We start from the raw sequence: 19,635 nt of genomic DNA on the forward strand, positions 1-19,635 counted from the left end.
GGCATCCTCATCTGACAGTTAGCCGGACACTAGTGACCCTCCCCCAGTCTTTTTTGGGGGAGGGTGGGCCGGTGGTGCCGGCCCGGGTGGGGGCCCGCCCTGAGGACCGCCCGCCGCAACCAACCATCCGCGCGATCCCCGACCGAGAACGGGCCCGCATCCACCGTGGCGGATGCGGGCCCGTCTTCATCACCGAATCCGACACCGCCCTGACTCGGACGATGCCCATCGGCAGAACCGGTCAGAACTCGGCGCTGCCGGGGGTGCGCGGATACGGAATCGCGTCGCGGATGTTGGCGATCCCCGTGGCGTACACCACCAGCCGCTCGAATCCCAGCCCGAACCCCGCGTGCGGCACCGTGCCGTAGCGGCGCAGGTCGCGGTACCACGCGTACCCCTCGCGGTCCAGCCCCATCTCGTCCATCCGCCGGTCCAGCACGTCCAGCCGTTCCTCGCGCTGCGACCCGCCAATGATCTCGCCGATCCCCGGCGCGAGCACGTCCATGGCCGCAACCGTGCGGCCATCCTCGTTCTCGCGCATGTAGAACGACTTGATCTCCTTGGGATAGTTCATCACCACGATCGGCCGGCCCACGTGCTCCTCCGTCAGCCACCGCTCGTGCTCGGTCGCCAGGTCCACGCCCCACTTGACCGGGAACTCGAACTTCTTTTTGGCGCCCTCCAGATGGCGGATTGCGTCGGTGTACTCCATCCGCTCGAAGCTGGTGCTGACGAACGACTCCAGCCGCTGCAGCACCCCCTTCTGCACCCGCTCCTCGAAGAACGCCATGTCGTCGGCGCGCTCGTTCAGCAGGTCGGTGAACACGGACTTCAGCATCGCCTCGGCCAGGTCCGCGTCCTCGTGCAGGTCGGCGAAGGCGATCTCCGGCTCCACCATCCAGAATTCCGCAAGGTGGCGGCTGGTGTTGCTCTTTTCCGCGCGGAAGGTGGGCCCGAAGGTGTACACGTTGGAGAGCGCCATGGCGTACGCCTCCACGTTCAGCTGGCCGGAAACGGTAAGGTGCGCGGCGCGGCCAAAGAAGTCCTGCTCAAAGTCGATGGCGCCGTTTTCCGTCCGCGGCAGGTTGGCCAGGTCCAGCGTGCTCACGCGGAACATCTCGCCCGCGCCCTCGGCGTCGCTGGTGGTGATGATGGGCGTGTGCACCCAGAAGAAGCCACGCTGGTCAAAAAAGCGGTGCACCGCCATGGACAGCGTGTGGCGCACGCGCGCCACCGCCCCGAAGGTGTTGGTGCGCGGGCGAAGGTGCGCCACCCCGCGCAGAAACTCCATGGAGTGCTGCTTGGGCTGAATGGGATACGTTTCCGGATCCTCAACCCAGCCCAGCACTTCCACCGAGTCCGCGCGGATCTCGAACGGCTGCGGGCGGTCCGGCGTGGCGATCACCTCGCCGCGCACCGAGACCGAACAGCCGGTGGTGAGGCGCTGCACCTCGCCGGCGTAGTTCGGCAGTTCGTTCGACGCCACCACCTGGATGGGCGCAAAGCAGGAGCCGTCGTGCACGTGGATGAACGACAGCCCGGCCTTGGAGTCGCGCCGGGTGCGGACCCAGCCTTTTACGGTCACCGGCTGGCCGGCCGCGAGGGCGCCGGCCAGGACCTGCGAGATGGAGGTGCGGCTCATATCGATCGACGGTCTCTGGATGATGTGCTGCGGCCGTTGCGGACAGCGCCGGATGCGCGGCTCGCGGCGATTCCTATCCACCAGGACCGCCGCGATCCGCAGGTAGGGAATGTATACCTGTACCCGCCGCCGCGCGACCGCCGGGCATCATCCATCAAACAAAGCGGGCCGTGCCTCCCGAAAGAGGCCCGGCCCGTCATCCTAATCCCTCACACGCCACGGTGCGGCGATCGGAATGCAGGAACGTGCGTGGCGGCAAACGCGAGCCGGGCTGGCTTCCCCGTGGGGAGCCGGCCCGTCGTGCGCAGGTCAGGCGGGCGGATTGATGCCGCAGCCGCTCAGGCAGCCGGTGCAGGGCCACACGGCCTCGCGGGTCACCTTGTCGCTGATCTCAAAAGTCGCGACGTCCAGATCGGAGATGTTGAGCGTCTTCATGGTCGTTCTCCCGTGTTGGCGATGAACCGTGCGCGAAACGTTCGTTCCGCGCCCTTCCCGTCAGTAACAGAGCTCGCTGAAATCCGGGGCGATGATGCCGCAGGTGCTGTCGCAGCCCGTGCAGTACATCGGCGTCTGGGCGACCAGGGCCGCCTGGGGCTCCGTGGTGAACGACTCCACGTCGAGCCCTTCAATCTCCAGCTTCTTCATCTGATCCTCTCCAGAAGACGTGTCTCCGAGATCTGGGCGCCTCTGCACCCGGAGCAGAAACGTAACGGAGCAGCTTCTATTCTGCAATCCTTGTCGTAAACATACCCCTCGTGGACGCACTCATCCATAGATCCAGCGATATCCCCTCACGAACATCGATGCAACCGAGCGCCCGAACGTACAATGGATGGCGGGAATCAGACGCGTGCGCATCTCGGTGAACCGGTTCGGCGGATCAGACGCGGAAAGCCCCACGGCCACGCCGTGAGGCTTTCCTCTGCATGCGGTGTCCAGTCGCACGGGCGCGGTCAGGCGACGGCCATTTCGCGCGGGGCGGCGGGGACGCGGTACGCTTCCGGCGCGGACGGGCAGAGCGGCGCCAGGGTGCAGCGCTCGCAGAACGCGCGGCGGGCGGTGCACACCGCGCGGCCGTGGTCGATGATGCGGTGCGTAAAGATCACGCGGTCGTCCCGGTCCAGCAGCTTGAGCAGGTCCTGCTCGATCGGCTCCGGATCCTCCTCGCGCGTCAGCCCCAGCCGCGCCGCGATCCGCTTGACGTGCGTGTCCACCACCACGCCCTCCGCCATCCCGAACCCGACACCGAGCACCACGTTCGCCGTCTTGCGCCCTACGCCGGGAAGCTGGGTGAGCGCCGCGAGGTCGGCCGGGACCTGGCCGCCGTGCCGCTCCTGCAGCGCGCGCCCCAGCCCGATGAGCGACTTCGCCTTGTTGCGAAAGAAGTTGAGCGACTTCAGGTGCTCTTCCATCTCGTCCTGCGACGCCGCCGCGTAGTCCGCCGCCGTGCGGAAGCGGGCGAACAGCGCGGGGGTGGCGCGGTTCACCGCCGCGTCGGTGCACTGCGCGGAAAGGACGGTCGCCACCACGAGCTGCAGCATGTCCTGGTAATCCAGCGAGCACCGGCTGTCGGGGTACAGCGCCGCCAACTCGGTCAGGATGGACGATGTGCGCTCACGGCGCGCTTTTCTGCTTTCTCTCGGCAAACCAGTTCTCCAGGCGGTCCAGCTCCCACGTGTTCAGCACTTGCGGCGCGGTGATCCACGCCTTGCGCGCCACGTTCACTCCAAACAGTACGTTGCCCAGCGCGCCGGTAGAGTGCGCGTCGGGGTTGATGGGGATCAGTACGCCCTTTTCCGCCGCGTAACGCGCATTTCGCCAGTCCACGTCCAGCCGGTTGGGATCGGCGTTGATCTCCACGCACACGCCGTTCGCCGCCGCCGCGTCGATCACGGCCCGCACATCCACCGCGTAGCCGTCGCGGCGCAGCAGCAGGCGGCCGGTGGCGTGGCCCAGCATGGTGATTCGCGGATGGGAGACGGCGCGGATCAGCCGGTCCGTCATCTCCCGCTCCGGCATCTGAAAACCGGAGTGGACGGAGCCCACGATGTAGTCGAAGCCGGCGAGCACGTCGTCGTCGTAATCCAGCCGGCCGTCGGCGAGGATGTCGGCCTCCACGCCCTTGAACAGGCGGAACCGCTTCTTGCCCCGGCCGCCGTGCTCCGCGTTCCACGCGTCGATCTCGCGGTGCTGCTTGCGGACCGCCGCGGGGGAAAGGCCGCCCGCGTACGCGGCGAACTGCGAGTGGTCCGCGATCCCCAGGTACGACCAGCCGCGCTCGCGCGCCGCGTCCGCCATTTCGTCCACCGTGGCGCGGCCGTCGGAGTAGGTGGTGTGGCAGTGAAAGGTGCCGCGCAGGTCGCCCGGCTCGATCAGAACCGGAAGCGTTCCCGCCGCGGCCGCCTCGATCTCGCCCCATCCCTCGCGCAGTTCGGGCGGGATCCACGCCAGATCCAGCGCCCTGTACACCGCCTCCTCGTCCGGGGTCGGCACGGATTTCTTTCCATCGAACAACCCTTCCCCGTCCAGCCGCAGCCCCATCCCCGCCGCGCGTTCCGTCAGTTGCGCGAGATGTTCGGCGCTCCCCGTCTCCCGTACCAGCGCGGCGCCGAAGCGCGCGGGCGTCACGCACACGAGGCGCGCGAGAAGGCCATCCGCCAGGCGCACCTCGGCGGGCGCGTCCGCGGCGGAGGCATCGGGGGATTCGGTGCCCTGGATGGCGCGAAAGGCGGCGAGCACGGCGGCCGGATCGTCGGCGGCCGCGACCAAGTCGAGCGCGTCCACCACCTCCAGCCGCCGGCGGATCTGCCCCGCCGCGCGCACCTGCACCACGCCGGGGAGGCCCTCGATCAACTCCAGCAGCCCCGCCGCGGACTCCACCGCCTGGTAGTAGCGGCGGCGCCCCCGCAGCGAGCGCGCAAAGGCGACGCCCTCCAGGATCTTCTGCTCTGTCTTGGCGCCGAACCCCGCCACCTTGGCGATGCGCCCGGCGGACGCGGCCGCCTCCAGCGCGTCCAGGCTGTCGATGCCCAGGTCGGCGTACAGGGTGCGGATGCGCTTGGCGCCCAGGCCCTTGATCCGCATCATGTCGTACAGGCCGACGGGCGTCTTGGCGCGAAGCTCCTCCAGCATGGCGGACGTGCCGTTGGCCAGGAGTTCCTCCAGCACCGACGCGATCCCCTCGCCCACGTTGGGCAGCGTGCGCAGGCGGCCCTCCGCGGCGAGAGAGGCGAGGTCGGCGGCGGAGGTTTCCAGCGAGCGCGCGGCGGTGGAGAAGGCCTTGGCGCGGAACGGATTGCCGCCCACCACCTCCAGCAGCATCGCGATTTCCGCCAGCACCGCGCCGGCTTCGCGCGCCGTCATGCCGCGGAGCCTCCGCCGAAGCGCACGCGCAGAAAATCCATTCGCGACACCGGCGCGACGCCATCGTCCGCGGGGAGGTCGGCGGCGGGCTCAGGACTGACATCCGCCGCGTTCTCGCCGATGTACCACGCAGCGAGCGCGATCAGCTTGAGCGCTTCGCTGGTGGTGAGGATGGAGTACAGGCCGGCCATGTCGCCGCCGGGGAGCACGTTCTCAAAGTCGCGCCCTTCCTCGCGCCCCGGTTCGGCCCACACGGCGGGGATTCCGGCGCCGACCTCCGCGTCGAACGGAATGACGCTGAAGCCCGGACGGTTGCGGTGGATGCCCAGCACCATCAGCCCCTGCAGGTGGGCGAACGGTACGCCGCGCGCGTCCGCCTGCTGGGCGACGGTCACGAAGAAGCCGTCCACCGGCTCCGGCGGCAGTTCCGGCGTGATGCTGGCCCAGAACAGGTTGGCGGGAAGCTGCAGGTAGAACGCCGGCGCGGGGACGGCAAAGGTCCACGCGTCCAGCCGCGGCGACGATTCCACCAGGTAGCGGGCCACCGGCGCGTCCAGCACGTACGTCCGCCGCCCGGCGCTCCAGAAATTGAAGGCGTGGTAGAAGAGCGCGCGGTACTCCTCCAGCATCTCCGGCGGGGCGTCTTCGGGGATGATGTCGCGCACCGCGTCGCCCGCCTGGCCGATGAAGGTGAAGCGCTCCCGCTGAGCCGCGTCCTCGCCGCGCTCCTTGGCTTCGGCTTCGATGGCGGGAAAGACGCGCGATTCAAAGTCGCCTTCCAGAAACGCCAGTTCGTACGGCGTCAGCCGCGCCGGGTCCGGGGCCCGGTCACCCACCTGCTTCATTCCATCCGCCACGCGCGCGCTCCCTCTGTGTCCACTTCCGCGAATCCGCTGATGGATGCAACTTACCGTTCCCCGCCGCCGCCCCGCCAGCAACGGCGATCATTGCGGAGATGCGGGACAAACGTGAAACCCCGCCATCCTCCGGAGAGAACGACGGGGTTTCTACCTCGACAACACCGCTCGCAGCCCGCAGGCTCCCGCGCGAACGGTGCCGAACCCGAGGAATTACCCGGCAAAGATACAGCGATGCCCTTCTGAGATCAACGTCGATCCGCGCTCGGTCCTTGGCGCATCCGAAGTCGAGGAAGCGCGGGGTTGTCTCGCGAGCGATCAGTCCGGGCGGTCGCCCGCGGGGCCGCGGCGTACCCAGTCGCCTTCCGCGAGCGTCCACTCGGCGACGATGGGCTCCTCGCGGCGGAAAAGGGTGCGCAGCTGCTCCCAGAAGCCGATCCGCCGCACCAGGACCACGGTGACATCTCCCGGCGTCTCGCCGAATCCCTCCAGGTACAGAAAGCAGACGTCGCCCAGATCGTCCGGCACTGGAACGCCGATCCGCTCGCCGTCGATGATCACCTCGATGTCCTGCTCCGGACTCACCCGGCGCTCATCGACGATCATCTCCACGAATACGTCGTCATCCACCTCCCACACGCCCTCCCCCGCCGGCTCGCCGCCGCGGTAGAAGAACGGGTCGAACGACAGCCCGTCGCGCCGCTTGAAGTTCTCGTCCGACGCGTCATCGTAGTCCTCCAGCGCGTCCTCGCCCGCGGCGGATTCGCGGTGGTGGCGGATTTCGTGGGTCAGCGTCTCCCACAGCTCGCCCTGCCAGTCGAAATCCTCATCCTGTTCCGCCAGCGCGCGGAACGATCCATAGAAGAGGCGCACTTCGGAGCGCGTCGGCTCCGGCACGCCGTCCTCGTAGTCCAGCTCGCCCGTGGCGCACTCGCCCATCGTGTAGACGTCGGGCAGTTCCGGATGCAGCACCGTGCGCCCGGACACCCGCACGGTCTCCACCCCGCCGCGGAACTCGGGCGGAATGGTGGCGAACAGCCTGTGCGCCTCGCTCTCGAACTCCTCAAACGTCATCGGCGGCGAACTCGTCAGGGTGCATCGGGCGGGAAGTGGATGATCGCATCAACCTACTCGCGCCACTGCGAGACGTGCACGACCCTCCATCGAACGACATCCACATCTCCTGATCGCGATCAGGACGGGCCGGAAGGTTCGGACAGCGGCGGCCGGACCTTCTCCTCTGGCGCCACAGGGGGACGCGCACGATGGACCACGGTGCGCCGCGCGGCCAGAAACAGGCCGAGCACGATCCCCAGCCCCCACGACCACGGATCATCCCACAGCACCAGCTTGAACCACGTCGCGGAGCCGGCAAGGACGAGCATGAGCAGCGCGTAGGGCAGCGACCGCGTGGTGAACGCGCTGTACGTGTAGAACACCATGTGCCCGGACCATGGCACCGCGGGCGACAGGAGCCGCAGCGCAGCGGCGATCACCGCCGCCGCGTCCACCGCCAGCGCGCCGCGGGAGTGCGGGCCCGGCTCCCGCAGCCGCAGCCGTGCCCAGATGAAAAAAGCGAAAAAGAACGGCCCCGTGTACAGGGCCAGAAAGCGGCGCGCCGGCCAGCTGTCCGCCCCCAGCGCGGCGGCGGCGGTCAGCAGCGGCACGACTACGGCGGAGGCGAGCAGGGTGCCGTCAAGCCGGGCCCGCTGCGTGGCGGAATAGGTGGTCACGACGGATGAGTGGCGGGGATGAAGCGAGGGCGCGGCCCGGAACCCGGACCGCGCCCTCGCTCGCAGCGGATGCGCGACGGACCTAGTCCAGCTCGTCGACGCTCTGGATGATGCGGCTGACGAGGCCGTAGTCCACCGCTTCTTCGGCGCTGAGCCAGAAGTTGCGGTGGGTGTCCTTTTCAATGCGCTCCAGCGTCTGCCCCGTCTCGCGCATGAAGATGCGGTTGATGCGGCCGCGCATGCGGATGATTTCGTTGGCTTCGATGGCGATGTCCGCCGCCGTGCCGCCCGCGCCGCCCGCCGGCTGGTGCAGCAGAAAGCGCGTGTTGGGCAGGCAGAAGCGCTCCTCGCGCGGCGACGCCACGAAGATGAGCGCGCCGGCGCTGGCCACCCACCCGGTGCCGATCATGCGCACCTTGGGCTTGATGAAGCGGATCACGTCGTGGATGGTGTCGCCCGACTCCACGTGCCCGCCCTGCGAGTTGACGAACATGTTGATGGGCTTTTCGCTTTCGGCCGACATGGCCAGCAGCTGCCCGATGATGTTGCTTACCAGCTGCTGGTCGATGCCGCCGCTGATGATGAGCGTGCGCGACTTGAACAGCCGCTCGCGGATTCCCTCCGTCAGCGCGTTGGGCCGTTCCGAAGGAGCTTCCTGCTCCGGCGTGCCCTCGTCCTGATCGTCGTCCTGATTCCTCATCCCGGATCCCCGTAACGTTTGGCGTGTCGCGGACGCGCGTCCCCGCGCGGGCATGGTAGCGGTCCCGCGTGCGCGGCGAAAGGGCGGGCGCGCGGTTCCGCCGCGCGTTACGGCGCGGCGGGAAGCAGGCGCGTCACCCACAGTCCCGAGTGCAGGTCCGTCGCGAAAACCAGACCGTTGTGCGCCATGGCCGCCCAGGTGACGGAGAGTTCGGGCACGGCGGAGGCCGCATCGCGGGTGGGCAGCACCGCCAGTTCCGGGTCGCGCAGCCGTCCGGAAAGGGGAACCGAGACGTCCAGCGCGCGCAGGCCGCCGTTGTTGGTGGCCACGTACAGGCGGTCGCCCTCGGCCCAGAAGCGGCTGATTCCCCGCCCCGGCACCTCGTACCACGCCACCTCGCGCGGCGCCTCTACCCGCGTCACGTCGAACACGTGCAGCCGCCCGCCGATCTCCATGGGCCGGCGCGGGTCCGCCCCCGGCGGCACGATGGCATCGCCCACGAACGCGAGGCGCCGCCCGTCCGCCGTGGTGTAGGCGAACACTGCGTTGGTGTTGCCGTACCGCTGGCGGTTGTACTGCGTGGTGTAGCGCGTCTGCGAAACCAGGCGCGGGCGGTTGGGCGTGCCGCTCCGCACGCCGTTGCCCACGTCCAGGATCACGAATCCGTCGTTCCAGTACGCCAGGTAGGCCAGCCCGTCGCGCACCTGCACGTCGGCCAGAAAGCGGCTGGATGCATCGATGTTGGGCCCCAGCGGCGGCGCCCACCGCCCCACCACCCGTGCGTCGCGCGGATTGCTCACGTCCAGCACGGCCATTTCGCCCGTGGCCAGGTCCGACGCGTACAGCCGGTCGCCGTCCAGCCATACGGACTCCACGCCGCCGCCCAGCGACTCCCAGAAGTGCCCCGCGGGCCGGGGGTGCGCGGGGTCGGCCAGGTCCAGAAACACCACGCCGTTGCGCCGGGTGGTGCCGCCGCGCCGGGCCAGCGCCGCGAGGGTCCCTGCCTGGTTCACCGCCACGTCGCTGATGGCGCCCGCGTCCACCATCACCGAATCCGTCAGCACGGGCGCGGCGGGATTGCTCACGTCCCAGATGAAGAGTGTGCTGCCCACGCACTGCGCGCAGCCGCCGTTGGTGCCGGTGTACACGTAGTCGCGCCCGTCCACGCCGCGGAACGCCCACAGTTCCGTGCTGCGCATGCGCGGCACCGGCCCCCGCCCCACCACCTCGAAGCGCGCCGGGTAGTTCGCCGGATCGGCGGATTCCACCACGGTGACGCTCCCCGTGCTTTCGCGCGGGCGGCGCTGCGCCTCTGCGGCGGACGCGGCCAGCAGCGCCGCGGCGGCGCACGGCAGAAATCGGGCAGGAATTCGCATCGGTCGGCCGGGGTGCGGAGGAGAGGAACACGAGGAGGATCGCGCGGCAGTTTGTACGTACCGCCGCCGCGTACCGGATGCAACGATCAGGCGCGCATTTCCTTGACGGCCCACGGTCAGGGTTTCACGCGGAGGACGCGGAGGTTTCAACAGAGAGGAACGCGGAGGAACAGCAGGGACGATCGTCGGCATCCCAGCGGTTCCCCCCGCGTTCCCCCGCTCCCTCCGCGTCCCCCGCGTGAAACGGTGTTCCTCGCTTTCAGCCGGATGAAAAGGCAGAACGGCGGCCCGCACGCGCGAGCCGCCGTTCATCCATCAACAAAAAGCCGGATCAGGCCAGGCGCTCGGCGAGGAACGCGGGGATCTGGTCCTGGGCGATGCGCGACTGCTCCATGGTGTCGCGGTCGCGAATGGTGACGGTGCCCTGCTCCATCGTTTCGCCATCCACCGTGATGCAGAACGGCGTGCCGGCCTCGTCCTGGCGGCGGTATCGGCGGCCGATGGCGCCGGCTTCGTCGTAGAAGCTGGGAATGCCGCGGCGGCGCAGATCCTCGTGAATCTGCGTGGCGCGATCGGGCATGCCGTCCTTCTTGACCAGCGGAAACACGCCGCACTTGAGCGGGGCCAGCGACGGCTTGATGCTCAGCACCACGCGCGTTTCGCCATCCACCACGTCCTCGCGGTACGCGTTGGCCAGCACGGCCAGCGTGGCGCGGTCGGCGCCCACGGAGGTTTCGATGATGTACGGGATGTAGCGCTCGCCCGCCGCGGGATCGATGTACTCCAGGCGCTTGCCCGAGTACTCCTGGTGGCGCTTGAGGTCGAAGTCGGTGCGGTTGTGGATGCCTTCGATCTCGCCCCACCCGCCGTCGCCGATGGTGCCGCCGAAGTAGAACTCCACGTCGCCCGCGGCGCTGGCGTAGTGCGCCAGCTTCTCGTGCGGATGGTAGCGCAGGCGGTCCGGCGACAGGCCCAGCACGTCGGTGTGCCACTTGAAGCGGGCCTCGCGCCACTGCTCAAAGAACGCCTCGTCGGAGCCCGGCTTGACGAAGAACTGCATCTCCATCTGCTCGAACTCGCGCGTGCGGAACGTAAAGTTCCCGGGCGTGATCTCGTTGCGGAACGCCTTGCCGATCTGCGCGATGCCGAACGGAATCTTCTGCCGCGCGCTCTGCTGCACGTTCAGAAAGTTCACGTAGATGCCCTGCGCGGTTTCCGGACGCAGGTACACGACGTTGGCGGAGTCCTCGGCGGGCCCCATGAACGTCTTGAACATCAGGTTGAAGGAGCGCGGCTCCGTCCACTCTCCCGTCTTGCCGCAGCTGGGGCAGCGCGCGGCTTCCATCTCCGCGGCGCCGGTTTCGGCCAGCAGGATGTCTACGCGAAAGCGGCGGTGGCAGTTGCGGCACTCCACCAGCGGGTCGGTAAAGTTCTCCACGTGGCCGCTGGCCTCCCACACCTTGGGGTGCATGAGGATGGCGGCATCAAGACCTTCGATGTCGTCGCGCTCGTGCACCATGGCGCGCCACCACGCGTCCTTTACGTTGCGCTTGAGCTCCACGCCCAGCGGGCCGTAGTCCCACACGGAACCGGTGCCGCCGTAGATCTCGGACGATTGAAAGACGTATCCCCGACGCTTGGAGAGGGAGACGAGCTTTTCCATCAGGTCGTTGTCCGCCATGCCTTGCTTTGCCGATTCCGCGAAATGGGAGGCGCCCGTGTGGGCACCGTCTGGATCTGGGTTCAGGAGCGGGGATGATAACCGGCGGCGGGCGGCGCCGCAATTCACGCGGCGTGCGGGTTTTGCGGGCGGACATTGCCAAGAGGTAGGACAAAAACCGGCGTCGCGGGCATGGGGAGGCCTCGGTCCGCAGGGCCGCGGAGCGCCGGCCCGCCGCCGCGCGTCAGTCGGGAAAGATCCGCGAGATGATGGTGAAGATGTGGTCGACGCGTGTTTCGTTCAGTCGCACCAGCCGGATGTTCGCGCTGAGCGCCGAGGCGGGCTCGGGCTGAATGTCACCCTGCGCGGCGGACGTCACGGCGCCGTGCAGCAGCGACCAGGCGATCCCCATGAACTCGCGCCCCGTCATGCCCACCCGCGCCAGTTCCGCTCCCAGCGTGGGATACGACTCCAGAATCCGTCCGGCGGAATCCAGCGAAACCGTCGCCTTGGGCACCTGGGGAACCTTGAACGCGCCGGGATTCCGCCTGAACACGCTGTCCAGCCGCACCGCGAGGGTTTCCATCCGCAGCAGATCGGCTTCGGTGAGCCACACGTCCTCAATGGGCTCGGCGTCCAGGTCAAGGTGAATCTGCGCGGCGGCGGGCACCGCCAGGAACGCGGCGAACAGCGCGGCGGCAACCGTCCTGACCAGCCTGGAGATGAGCATCACAATCCAAGGAAAAGGGGATGATGATCGACGGAGGATCGAACCGGAGCGGCCGGGCGGATCACCATCCACCCGGCCGCTTCGTTGCCTTCGATCAACCGAGTTCGATCCGCCGGCCGATGCCGATCGCGTCCAGAAACGCCGCGTCGTGGCTGACGACGAGCAGCGCGCCATCGTAGCCGCGGATGACGGATTCCAGCGCCTCGAGACTGTCGAGATCAAGGTGGTTGGTCGGCTCGTCCAGCACCAGCAGGCGCGGCGGATGCCACCCGTTGAGCGCGCACGCCAGCGCCGCGCGCAGCCGCTGCCCGCCGCTCAGCGATCCCGCGGGTTGATGGACGGCCTCGCCCTCGAACAGGAAGCGGGCCAGCGCGTGCCGGGCCGCCGTCTCGTCCACGTCCGGATTCGTGGCACGGTAGTTCTGCAGCACGCTCTCCCCGTCCCGCAGCCGCTGCGTGTGCTGGTCAAAGAACGCGACCTCGGTGGATGGCAGACCGAGCCGCACCGTTCCCCTCTCCGGCCGCAGTTCGCCGGTCATGAGCCGCAGCAGCGTCGTCTTGCCTCCACCGTTGCGCCCGACGATGGCGATGCGCTCGCTCCCCGTAATCCGAAGCGAGACGCCGTCGATCACGGCCGTTTCCGCGCCGGGATGGCGGTACGTGACCTGATCCACATCCACCACGATCTTGCCGGCGGGGACGGCGGCGGAGGGCAGATCGAGCGCCAGTCGCGCCTGCTCGTCCACGCGCTCGCGGGCGGCGTCCAGGCGCGAGCGGCCGTCCTCCACAAGCCGCGCGGCGGTTTCGCGCACCCGGGCACCGGTGCCCTCCGCAGTCTCCTTCATCATCCCCAGCTTGATGCGGGGGATGTTGGCCGTTTCGGCGAAGCGCCGGCCCCGGGCGTCGCTGCGCGCCTGCCGCTCGCGCAGGGCCTGCGCATCGCGCCGCGCCCGCTTCAGCGCGTGCTCCGCGCTGGCGAACTCGCGCGCGGCGGCCTCGGCCTCCGCGGCGCGCTGGGCGCGGTACAGCTCCCATCCGCCGCCGTAGACGCGGGCTCCGGCGTGCGTCAGTTCCACGATGCGGTCCATCCGCCGCAGCAGCCCGCGGTCGTGGCTCACGGCCAGCAGCCCGCCCGTCCATCCCTCCACAAAGCCGTACAGCGCCTCGCGTCCGGCGGCGTCCAGGTTGTTGGTGGGCTCGTCCAGCAGCAGAAAATCCGGCTCCGCCAGCAGCACGCCCGCCAGCGCCACGCGCGTCGCCTCGCCGCCGCTGACGTCCGCCACGGGACGGTCGAGGCGCAGGTGCGACAGGTTCAGCCGCGCCAGCACGGCCTCCGCCCGCTCGCGCAGGTCCCAGTCGGCGTTGACGAGATCCAGATCGTCGCCCGACGCCTCTCCGGCCAGCACGCGGTCCACGCGGGACAATCGCTCCGCGATGCCGAGCACGTCCGCCAGCGGCTGGTCAGGCGCCACGCGAAAGTCCTGCGGAAGGTAGCCGATGGAACCCGTGCGCACGACGGAGCCCGCGGACGGGCGCAGTTCGCCCGCCAGCAGGCGCACCAGCGTGCTCTTGCCGGTGCCGTTCGGCCCCACGAGCCCCGTGCGCTCGCGGCCGAAACCGAGTGTCAGATCAGAGAATAGAGTGCGGCCGTCAGCCAGCGAATACGCCAGCCGCTCCGCGATGACGCGAACGTCGGATGTTTGAGTAGACAAAAGCACATGCTCCGGTCCTGACGGTGAAAGTGGGGTGAACACCGGTCAGGAACAGCCGCATGCGTCGTCTCTCGTCTGGTGGGCGGGATTCCGCCGGACCCGGTCAGTGCCGGATGCGGCGGACGGATAAAGATCAAAACGATCCCGGCGGATGTCAATCGGGCAGCTCAGTCGCGCCGCGGAGATCCTCCCGGCCGGGAGGAACTCCGGTCCGCATATCTAAACTGATCAGTTCCGGATCTTGTGCGTTTCGGAACCAGTGAGTATCGTTATTACCATGATGAAGAAAACGACACGGGCGGCGGCGGACCGGTCGACCGGCACTGCCCAGCCGGGCAGCGCGGCCGACGACAGGGCGGAGCCGGTACGGACGGGCCGCAAGCGCGATCACTCCCGCGACGGCGCCATCCTGGACGCGGCCATCGAGGTGCTGGGCGATGTCGGATATGCGGCGATGACGATGGACGCGGTCGCGCTCAAGGCCCGGGCGGGCAAAGCGACCGTGTACCGGCGCTGGTCATCCAAGGAAGAAATGGCGCTGGAGGCCGTCGCGCGTCTGAAGCTGCGGCAGATTCCCATGTCCACCCTGCCCGACACCGGCAGCCTGCGCGCCGATCTGCTCGCGCTCTTTCAACCCGAGTCCGCGGCGGAGATCGAGCGCAGGGACAGGACGGCGGCCGGACTCGTCTCGATGGTGTCGCACAATCCCGCGTTTGCCGACGCCGTGCACAGAGCGCTCGCCGACCCGTGGGCCGAGGCTCACCTGACCCTCATGCGGCGCGCGGTGGAACGGGGTGAGGTGGCCGGCAGCGTGGACATCGAGACGCTCAGCACGGTTCTGCCCACCATGGCCGCCTACCGCACACTGGTGCAGCGCAAGGCGTTCGACGGGGATTTCCTGCTCGCCATCGTGGACGGCGTGCTGATGCCCGCCCTGCTGTCCCGCGCCGCACCGGACGCATCCGCCCGCTGAAACGCCCGCGCTGAGCGTCATCACCGAATCCCGCTGGCACCCGCGCCAGCGGCTGAACCGGCGTCGCGCGACGTCCGGATCACATCGCACCATCACGCCAATCTTTTTACGAAAGAACCAGTCATGGCCATCACGACCACCACTCACCTGAACTTTCGCGGACAGGCCAGGGCGGCGCTGGAATTCTACCAGGCAGCGTTCGGCGGGCAGCTGGCCGCCGTGACCTTTGCGCAGGCGCACAACGTCCAGAGCCAGGGCGGTCTGGCCACGGCGGAGGAGGCGGACCAGATCATGTGGGGCCAGGTGCAGGGCGAGAACGGCTTTCACGTCATGGCGTACGACGTCCCCTCCGCCCTCTCCTTTGACCGCGGCGACAAGTCCGTTTTCGTGTCCATCCGCGGCGATGCCGGGGCGGATGACGAGGTCACCGGCTACTGGAACGCGCTCAAGGACGGCGCCGCCATCCAGGCGGATCTGGGCCCCGCGCCCTGGGGCGCCCCGCTGTACGGGATGCTCACCGACAAGTTCGGCGTTACGTGGGTGATGGACGTGGCGGTGAACTACTGATCGACATCAGGACCGCCGACCGGCGTCGCTGAGCCCGCCCGGCGCGCGAATCAGGATCGGGCGGTTGGAGCGGAACGACGCGCGATCGGGATGACCAGAATGCAGAACGCCCGCGGCTCCGGAAGGAAGCCGCGGGCGTTCTGTTCGGGTGATCGTCAGCCCGGGATCACGCGCCGCAGCGTGGCGAACATGCGCGTAATCGGCTCATCCAGCGCCTGCACCAGCCGCAGGTTCGCGGCTTCGACCGGAGGCAGCGCATCGCGCCGCTCGGATTCTTCCATCGACGCACGCAGCGCGCTGACGATGGCCGCCATGGTCAGCACGAACTCGCGCGCAGTGATGCCCGCCCGCTCCAGTTCCGCGCGAAAGGCCGCGTTGGATCCGTACCGGACCGCGATTCCGTCGATCGTGTACGGCCCGTCCTCCTTGGAGTGGATTCCGGCGAACGCGTCCGGCGCGGCGCGGAACACCGAATCCGCGCGCTCCGCCAGCGCGACCACCCGGCCGATCTCTGCCTCGGTCAGCGCATGGTTGGCGATGAGGGCCGAGTCGGCCGGCACGAAGTCCTGCGCGGCGGCGGGCGCGGCGAGCGCGATCGACAGAAGCAGGGCGAGACGGCGGATCATCATCGAATGCGGGTTCAGGAGAGGAAACGGAGAACGCCCGCGGCTCCGGGGGAAGCCGCGGGCGTTCATCATCCACCGGACACACGGAATCAGGCCGTCTTGCCCACTTCGCGCGACAGGCGGTACATCTCCGCCGCGCGGTCGTGGTTGCCCTTGCGGTCGTACGCGATGCCCATGGCGTAGTACGCCTTGCCGTTTTCCGGCACCAGGCGCACGGCCTCCTCGAGCGCCTCGATGGCCGCGTCGGATTCCGCCATCTGGTTGAGCGCCTCGCCCAGGACGAAGTGCGCGGCGCCGTGCTCCGGGTCCAGCTCCACGGCGCGGCGAAGCGCGGTGGCCGCGGCCGCGTACACGCCCTTCTTGTACAGCGTGTGGCCCAGCAGGTAGCTGACCTCCGACGCGTCCGGCGCCAGCTTGAGCGCGCGCCGGAGCTCCTTTTCGGCGCCGTCGTACTTGCCGGCCGCGAACAGCGCCGAGCCCATGCCCACGGCCGCGCGCAGGTTTTCCGGCTGCGCGGCCGCCACGGAGCCGAACGCCTCCGCGGCGTCGGCGTGGCTTCCGGCCGCGGCCAGCGATTCGGCGCGCTCCAGCTTGGCCGCCCACGGATCGTTGGCGGGCTGCTCGGGCGCGTCGTCCTGCGGCTTGCGGCCGCGCTTGCGCGGCGCGTCCGTCACGGCCGCGGCTTCGTCCTGCTTGGGGGCTTCGTCCTCCGCCATCGTCATCCGAGCCATGTCCGCTTTCAGTTCCACGGGGAAGGCCGGCCCTTCCGTCCCGCTACTCGTCATCGCCCGCCGTCTCGTCGCGCACCCAGCGGCAGTACGGCGCCAGACCCTCCACAACCGGAGCCACCAGCAGCTCCGGAACCCGGTACGGGTGCAGCTCGGAAATGCGCGCCCGCAGCGCGTCCACACGCCCGGGCCGCGTCTTCATCAGCATGAGCACTTCGCTGTCGTGCCGGACTTCGCCCTCCCACCGGTAGATGGAGGTGAGCCCCGGCACCACGTTCATGCAGGCGATCAAACGTTCGTCCACCAGCGCCTGCCCGATGCGCGCGGCGGTCCCGGCGTCGGGGGCGGTGCTCAGGGCCAGCACCACGCCCGGCGCGCCGCCCTCGTCCATCACAGGGGAAGCTGCAGCTCCGGCGATCCCTCGCCCTCGCCGGTGAGTTCGGCGAGCGTCTGGCGCGCGTGCGACACGTGCCGCGCCGCGTTGGGAATGCTGGGTGGACGGGCCAGAAAGGCGCGAAGGTGCGCCACGGCCCCGTCCTGCTGGCCCTGCTGCAGCAGCAGAAAGGCGAGCCCGTAGTGGGCTCCCGACGCGTGCGGCTTCAGCTCCAGCACGCGGCGGTACGTCTTGACCGCCTCGTCCGTCATGCCGATGCGCGTGTAGGCCACGGCGATCTGCTGAAGGACGTCGGTGTCGTTGGGGCTCTCGCGCAGGGCGAGGCGAAAAGAGGTAAGGGCCTCGTGGTACTTCTCCTGATGGAGCAGGACCGACCCCTCCTCGTAATAATCCGGATCCCGCTCCTCCGGCGCCCCGGAGCGGCCTCCGATCAGGTTCGTGAACCAGGACATGGCACGACTGGAGATGGGAGAAGGAGCTGCTTCAGTGCCGCGTGGCCGCGGTCCTTCCCCGGGCGCGAGCCTGCCCGGGCGCGGGACGCCGGCGGCGCCCCGAAGACGGCAAAGCTATGCCCGCCGAACCGATCCCGCAACCGACAACGGCGTCAACCTGGCGGGCGGCGGCCCAGCGCCACGGGACGGCCCGGAGCGCGCGCCACCACCACGCCCGCCTCCTCCAGCAGCACCTCCGCGCCCAGCGCGCGCAGCCGCTCCCCGGTGCCCGCGGGCGCCGGATCCACGACCAGGCGCGCGCCGGGAACCAGCACGCGCAGCGCCTCGCGCAGCCGCTCGTCGTCCGCGCCGCCGGTGAGGGCCGCGCCCCGCATCTTGTCATCACGAAAGGGAAAGCGCGGGCCGGACACGACGCGGCTCACCCCGTTCTCCATCCCGCCCGCGGGCGCGGCGCCATCCACCGCCACCACCTCCACACCGGGAACGAGCGCCGCCACGGCCGCCCCGTGCCGGCCGCCGGGACCGTCGATCAGCACCAGCCCCGTGACGCCGGAAAGCCCCATCAGCGCCGCCAGACGCACCGGCGCCTCCGCGTCGCCCTCCGACGATCCCCCGTCCTCCACCGTCACCCGCGGGGCGGGATCGGAGGCGGGAACGGCGTGAACGACGCCGTCGCGGATGGCGTACGCCTCGCGGCAGTTGGGGCACCCCAGGCGGCCCTGGACCACACGCCGCTCGCCCATCTGGTCCGCCAGCAGGATCAGGCCGAACTCCGGGCCGCAGCGCGGGCAGGTGAGGACGTCGGTCAGCAGGATGAACATCGGCCTACCAGACGGGGCGCGGGGAATACTGCGCCCACTGGTTGGGCGTTTCCCACACGCGCACGTACGCCAGGTGCTCCCCCTCGCCGCCCAGCCGCTTCTGCAGCTCCTCGAAGATCCAGCGCGCCTGGTTCTCGGCGCTGGGCTCCAGTTCGGTGAAGGGCGGGACGTCGTTGATGTTCTTGTGATCCAGCTCGTTGGCGATGGCGCGCAGGTGCACCTTGGCCTCGGTGAAGTCGAAGGCCATGCCGCCCGGCCCCACGTCGTCGTACGAGAGCGCGGCTTCCACGACGTAGTGGTGGCCGTGCAGGTTCTCGCACTTGCCGTGGTAGTTGCGGAGGAAGTGGGCGCTGTCGTAGTGCGCCTTGACGTTCAGAAGAAACATGGGCGTCAGCCGGCCGCTTCCACGGCGATGCTGGGAATCTGCACACCCGCGGGCTGCGCGGCGGCGTACACCACCGCGCGGGCCACGTCTTCGGGGCGCAGCATGGATGCGCGCGGGGGAAGGTCCGCCCGCGCGTCCGGATTGATGAGGTCCCACAGCGGCGTGTCGGTCGCCGCCGGTTCCACCAGCGTGGCGCGCACGCCGGTGCCGCGAACTTCCTGCAGCAGCACCTGGTGCAGCCCTCGCAGGCCGAACTTGCTGGCCGAGTACGCGCCGTTTTCCGGATAGGCGACGCGGCCGGCTACGGAGCCCACGTGGATGAAGTGGCCGTGGCCGCGCGCCAGCATGGCCGGCAGAAAGGCGCGGATGAGCAGAAAGGGCGCGCGCAGGTTGGCGGCGATCATGCGGTCGAAGTCCGCGGGATCGGCCTCGTGCAGGCGCGCCAGCCCGAACGCGCCGGCGGCGGAGATGACGAGGTCCGGCGCGTCGCCCAGCAGTTCGGTGACGTAGGTGGCCACGGTGTGCACCCCGGACGCCGTGCCGACGTCAGCCGGCATGGCGTGTCCGCCCACGTCCGCCGCGGCGCGGGCCAGCGGCGCCTCGGATCGCGCGACGAGGCCCACCCATGCGCCCGCTTCCGCCAGCTGCCGCGCGACCGCCAGCCCGATGCCGCTGGATGCGCCGGTCACCACGGCCGTCTTTCCCTTCAGCGCGTCCATCGCGTGTGGTTCCCGTGTGATACGTGATTGCGGGATGCGGGAGACTCGGGATCGGCGCGTCAGGCCGGCTCCAGGGCGGCCCCCACCCGGGCTCGCATTACTCGCCCACCCTCCCCCAAAAAAGACTGGGGGAGGGTCACTAGTGTCCGGCTAACTGTCAGATGAGGATGCCATAAATTGTTTTAGCACAGTGGGTTG

Annotated in this window: 22 protein-coding genes; 2 read left to right on the top strand and 20 right to left on the bottom strand. The window is 69.4% G+C overall.

What is annotated here, in order from left to right:
* Positions 1-241: 241 nt before the first annotated feature.
* From asnS to HNQ61_RS27915, 13 genes are all read right to left on the bottom strand, one after another.
* Positions 242-1,642: an asparagine--tRNA ligase gene (asnS, locus tag HNQ61_RS27860; protein WP_170039213.1), complete on the bottom strand. Its 1,401-nt coding sequence runs from the start codon at positions 1,640-1,642 to the stop codon at positions 242-244.
* Positions 1,643-1,951: 309 nt separating this feature from the next.
* On the bottom strand, positions 1,952-2,077 hold the full coding sequence (locus tag HNQ61_RS29410) for a hypothetical protein (protein WP_276510329.1): 126 nt from the start codon (positions 2,075-2,077) through the stop codon (positions 1,952-1,954).
* Between the two features lie 60 nt (positions 2,078-2,137).
* Positions 2,138-2,287 (bottom strand): hypothetical protein, encoded by a 150-nt coding sequence (locus HNQ61_RS27865; protein WP_170039215.1) that lies wholly within the window; start codon positions 2,285-2,287, stop codon positions 2,138-2,140.
* Positions 2,288-2,595: 308 nt separating this feature from the next.
* Positions 2,596-3,288: an endonuclease III gene (gene nth, locus HNQ61_RS27870; RefSeq protein WP_170039217.1), complete on the bottom strand. Its 693-nt coding sequence runs from the start codon at positions 3,286-3,288 to the stop codon at positions 2,596-2,598.
* Positions 3,257-5,005: a DNA polymerase/3'-5' exonuclease PolX gene (gene polX, locus HNQ61_RS27875; RefSeq protein WP_170039219.1), complete on the bottom strand. Its 1,749-nt coding sequence runs from the start codon at positions 5,003-5,005 to the stop codon at positions 3,257-3,259. Before polX ends, nth begins: the two co-directional genes overlap by 32 nt.
* Positions 5,002-5,862: a hypothetical protein gene (locus HNQ61_RS27880; protein ID WP_170039221.1), complete on the bottom strand. Its 861-nt coding sequence runs from the start codon at positions 5,860-5,862 to the stop codon at positions 5,002-5,004. Before HNQ61_RS27880 ends, polX begins: the two co-directional genes overlap by 4 nt.
* 318 nt (positions 5,863-6,180) lie before the next feature.
* Complete coding sequence (locus HNQ61_RS27885) at positions 6,181-6,936, bottom strand: metallopeptidase family protein (protein ID WP_170039223.1); 756 nt, start codon at positions 6,934-6,936, stop codon at positions 6,181-6,183.
* Positions 6,937-7,055: 119 nt separating this feature from the next.
* Positions 7,056-7,595, bottom strand: a complete 540-nt coding sequence (locus HNQ61_RS27890; protein ID WP_170039225.1) for a hypothetical protein — start codon at positions 7,593-7,595, stop codon at positions 7,056-7,058.
* An 82-nt stretch (positions 7,596-7,677) separates the two neighbouring features.
* Complete coding sequence (locus tag HNQ61_RS27895; protein ID WP_170039227.1) at positions 7,678-8,295, bottom strand: ATP-dependent Clp protease proteolytic subunit; 618 nt, start codon at positions 8,293-8,295, stop codon at positions 7,678-7,680.
* 107 nt (positions 8,296-8,402) lie between these two features.
* On the bottom strand, positions 8,403-9,671 hold the full coding sequence (locus HNQ61_RS27900) for an LVIVD repeat-containing protein (RefSeq protein WP_170039229.1): 1,269 nt from the start codon (positions 9,669-9,671) through the stop codon (positions 8,403-8,405).
* A gap of 331 nt (positions 9,672-10,002) precedes the next feature.
* The gene (locus HNQ61_RS27905; RefSeq protein WP_170039231.1) at positions 10,003-11,352 is read right to left on the bottom strand and encodes a glycine--tRNA ligase; all 1,350 of its coding nucleotides are present in this window, start codon (positions 11,350-11,352) and stop codon (positions 10,003-10,005) included.
* A gap of 223 nt (positions 11,353-11,575) precedes the next feature.
* Complete coding sequence (locus HNQ61_RS27910) at positions 11,576-12,061, bottom strand: hypothetical protein (RefSeq protein WP_170039233.1); 486 nt, start codon at positions 12,059-12,061, stop codon at positions 11,576-11,578.
* 94 nt (positions 12,062-12,155) lie between these two features.
* Positions 12,156-13,772, bottom strand: coding sequence for an ABC-F family ATP-binding cassette domain-containing protein (locus HNQ61_RS27915; RefSeq protein ID WP_205762102.1), 1,617 nt, complete (start codon positions 13,770-13,772; stop codon positions 12,156-12,158).
* A gap of 280 nt (positions 13,773-14,052) precedes the next feature.
* Here HNQ61_RS27915 and HNQ61_RS27920 point away from each other — a divergent pair, with 280 nt between their 5' ends.
* Together HNQ61_RS27920 and HNQ61_RS27925 are read left to right on the top strand one after the other, a co-directional pair.
* A complete protein-coding gene (locus HNQ61_RS27920) occupies positions 14,053-14,745 on the top strand; it encodes a TetR/AcrR family transcriptional regulator (RefSeq protein WP_170039235.1) in 693 nt (230 codons plus the stop codon).
* A gap of 123 nt (positions 14,746-14,868) precedes the next feature.
* Complete coding sequence (locus HNQ61_RS27925; protein WP_170039237.1) at positions 14,869-15,312, top strand: VOC family protein; 444 nt, start codon at positions 14,869-14,871, stop codon at positions 15,310-15,312.
* Positions 15,313-15,467: 155 nt separating this feature from the next.
* On the opposite strand, the gene HNQ61_RS27930 is transcribed toward HNQ61_RS27925, so the two are convergent.
* From HNQ61_RS27930 to HNQ61_RS27960, 7 genes are all read right to left on the bottom strand, one after another.
* Positions 15,468-15,941, bottom strand: a complete 474-nt coding sequence (locus HNQ61_RS27930; RefSeq protein ID WP_170039239.1) for a hypothetical protein — start codon at positions 15,939-15,941, stop codon at positions 15,468-15,470.
* Positions 15,942-16,027: 86 nt separating this feature from the next.
* Complete coding sequence (locus HNQ61_RS27935) at positions 16,028-16,669, bottom strand: tetratricopeptide repeat protein (RefSeq protein ID WP_170039241.1); 642 nt, start codon at positions 16,667-16,669, stop codon at positions 16,028-16,030.
* 43 nt (positions 16,670-16,712) lie between these two features.
* Positions 16,713-17,057, bottom strand: a complete 345-nt coding sequence (gene cutA / locus HNQ61_RS27940; RefSeq protein ID WP_170040469.1) for a divalent-cation tolerance protein CutA — start codon at positions 17,055-17,057, stop codon at positions 16,713-16,715.
* Positions 17,057-17,512, bottom strand: a complete 456-nt coding sequence (locus HNQ61_RS27945; RefSeq protein WP_170039243.1) for a tetratricopeptide repeat protein — start codon at positions 17,510-17,512, stop codon at positions 17,057-17,059. The genes cutA and HNQ61_RS27945 overlap by 1 nt, the downstream gene beginning before the upstream one ends.
* A gap of 152 nt (positions 17,513-17,664) precedes the next feature.
* Positions 17,665-18,333: a Trm112 family protein gene (locus tag HNQ61_RS27950; RefSeq protein WP_170039245.1), complete on the bottom strand. Its 669-nt coding sequence runs from the start codon at positions 18,331-18,333 to the stop codon at positions 17,665-17,667.
* A 4-nt stretch (positions 18,334-18,337) separates the two neighbouring features.
* Positions 18,338-18,718, bottom strand: a complete 381-nt coding sequence (locus tag HNQ61_RS27955; RefSeq protein WP_170039247.1) for a 6-pyruvoyl trahydropterin synthase family protein — start codon at positions 18,716-18,718, stop codon at positions 18,338-18,340.
* A 5-nt stretch (positions 18,719-18,723) separates the two neighbouring features.
* On the bottom strand, positions 18,724-19,437 hold the full coding sequence (locus HNQ61_RS27960) for an SDR family oxidoreductase (protein ID WP_170039249.1): 714 nt from the start codon (positions 19,435-19,437) through the stop codon (positions 18,724-18,726).
* Positions 19,438-19,635 lie beyond the last annotated feature (198 nt).

Origin of the sequence: Longimicrobium terrae (assembly GCF_014202995.1) — a bacterium.
Classification (GTDB): Bacteria; Gemmatimonadota; Gemmatimonadetes; order Longimicrobiales; family Longimicrobiaceae; genus Longimicrobium; species Longimicrobium terrae.

Coding starts and splice junctions, on each gene's coding strand:
- HNQ61_RS27910 (WP_170039233.1), bottom strand. CDS start 12,061: ATGCTCATCTCCAGGCTGGTCAGGACGGTTGCCGCCGCGCTGTTCGCC.
- HNQ61_RS27895 (WP_170039227.1), bottom strand. CDS start 8,295: ATGAGGAATCAGGACGACGATCAGGACGAGGGCACGCCGGAGCAGGAA.
- polX (WP_170039219.1), bottom strand. CDS start 5,005: ATGACGGCGCGCGAAGCCGGCGCGGTGCTGGCGGAAATCGCGATGCTG.
- HNQ61_RS27885 (WP_170039223.1), bottom strand. CDS start 6,936: ATGACGTTTGAGGAGTTCGAGAGCGAGGCGCACAGGCTGTTCGCCACC.
- cutA (WP_170040469.1), bottom strand. CDS start 17,057: ATGGACGAGGGCGGCGCGCCGGGCGTGGTGCTGGCCCTGAGCACCGCC.
- HNQ61_RS27960 (WP_170039249.1), bottom strand. CDS start 19,437: ATGGACGCGCTGAAGGGAAAGACGGCCGTGGTGACCGGCGCATCCAGC.
- HNQ61_RS27900 (WP_170039229.1), bottom strand. CDS start 9,671: ATGCGAATTCCTGCCCGATTTCTGCCGTGCGCCGCCGCGGCGCTGCTG.
- HNQ61_RS27865 (WP_170039215.1), bottom strand. CDS start 2,287: ATGAAGAAGCTGGAGATTGAAGGGCTCGACGTGGAGTCGTTCACCACG.
- HNQ61_RS29410 (WP_276510329.1), bottom strand. CDS start 2,077: ATGAAGACGCTCAACATCTCCGATCTGGACGTCGCGACTTTTGAGATC.
- HNQ61_RS27905 (WP_170039231.1), bottom strand. CDS start 11,352: ATGGCGGACAACGACCTGATGGAAAAGCTCGTCTCCCTCTCCAAGCGT.
- HNQ61_RS27945 (WP_170039243.1), bottom strand. CDS start 17,512: ATGTCCTGGTTCACGAACCTGATCGGAGGCCGCTCCGGGGCGCCGGAG.
- HNQ61_RS27930 (WP_170039239.1), bottom strand. CDS start 15,941: ATGATGATCCGCCGTCTCGCCCTGCTTCTGTCGATCGCGCTCGCCGCG.
- asnS (WP_170039213.1), bottom strand. CDS start 1,642: ATGAGCCGCACCTCCATCTCGCAGGTCCTGGCCGGCGCCCTCGCGGCC.
- HNQ61_RS27935 (WP_170039241.1), bottom strand. CDS start 16,669: ATGGCTCGGATGACGATGGCGGAGGACGAAGCCCCCAAGCAGGACGAA.
- HNQ61_RS27950 (WP_170039245.1), bottom strand. CDS start 18,333: ATGTTCATCCTGCTGACCGACGTCCTCACCTGCCCGCGCTGCGGCCCG.
- HNQ61_RS27920 (WP_170039235.1), top strand. CDS start 14,053: ATGAAGAAAACGACACGGGCGGCGGCGGACCGGTCGACCGGCACTGCC.
- HNQ61_RS27925 (WP_170039237.1), top strand. CDS start 14,869: ATGGCCATCACGACCACCACTCACCTGAACTTTCGCGGACAGGCCAGG.
- HNQ61_RS27955 (WP_170039247.1), bottom strand. CDS start 18,718: ATGTTTCTTCTGAACGTCAAGGCGCACTACGACAGCGCCCACTTCCTC.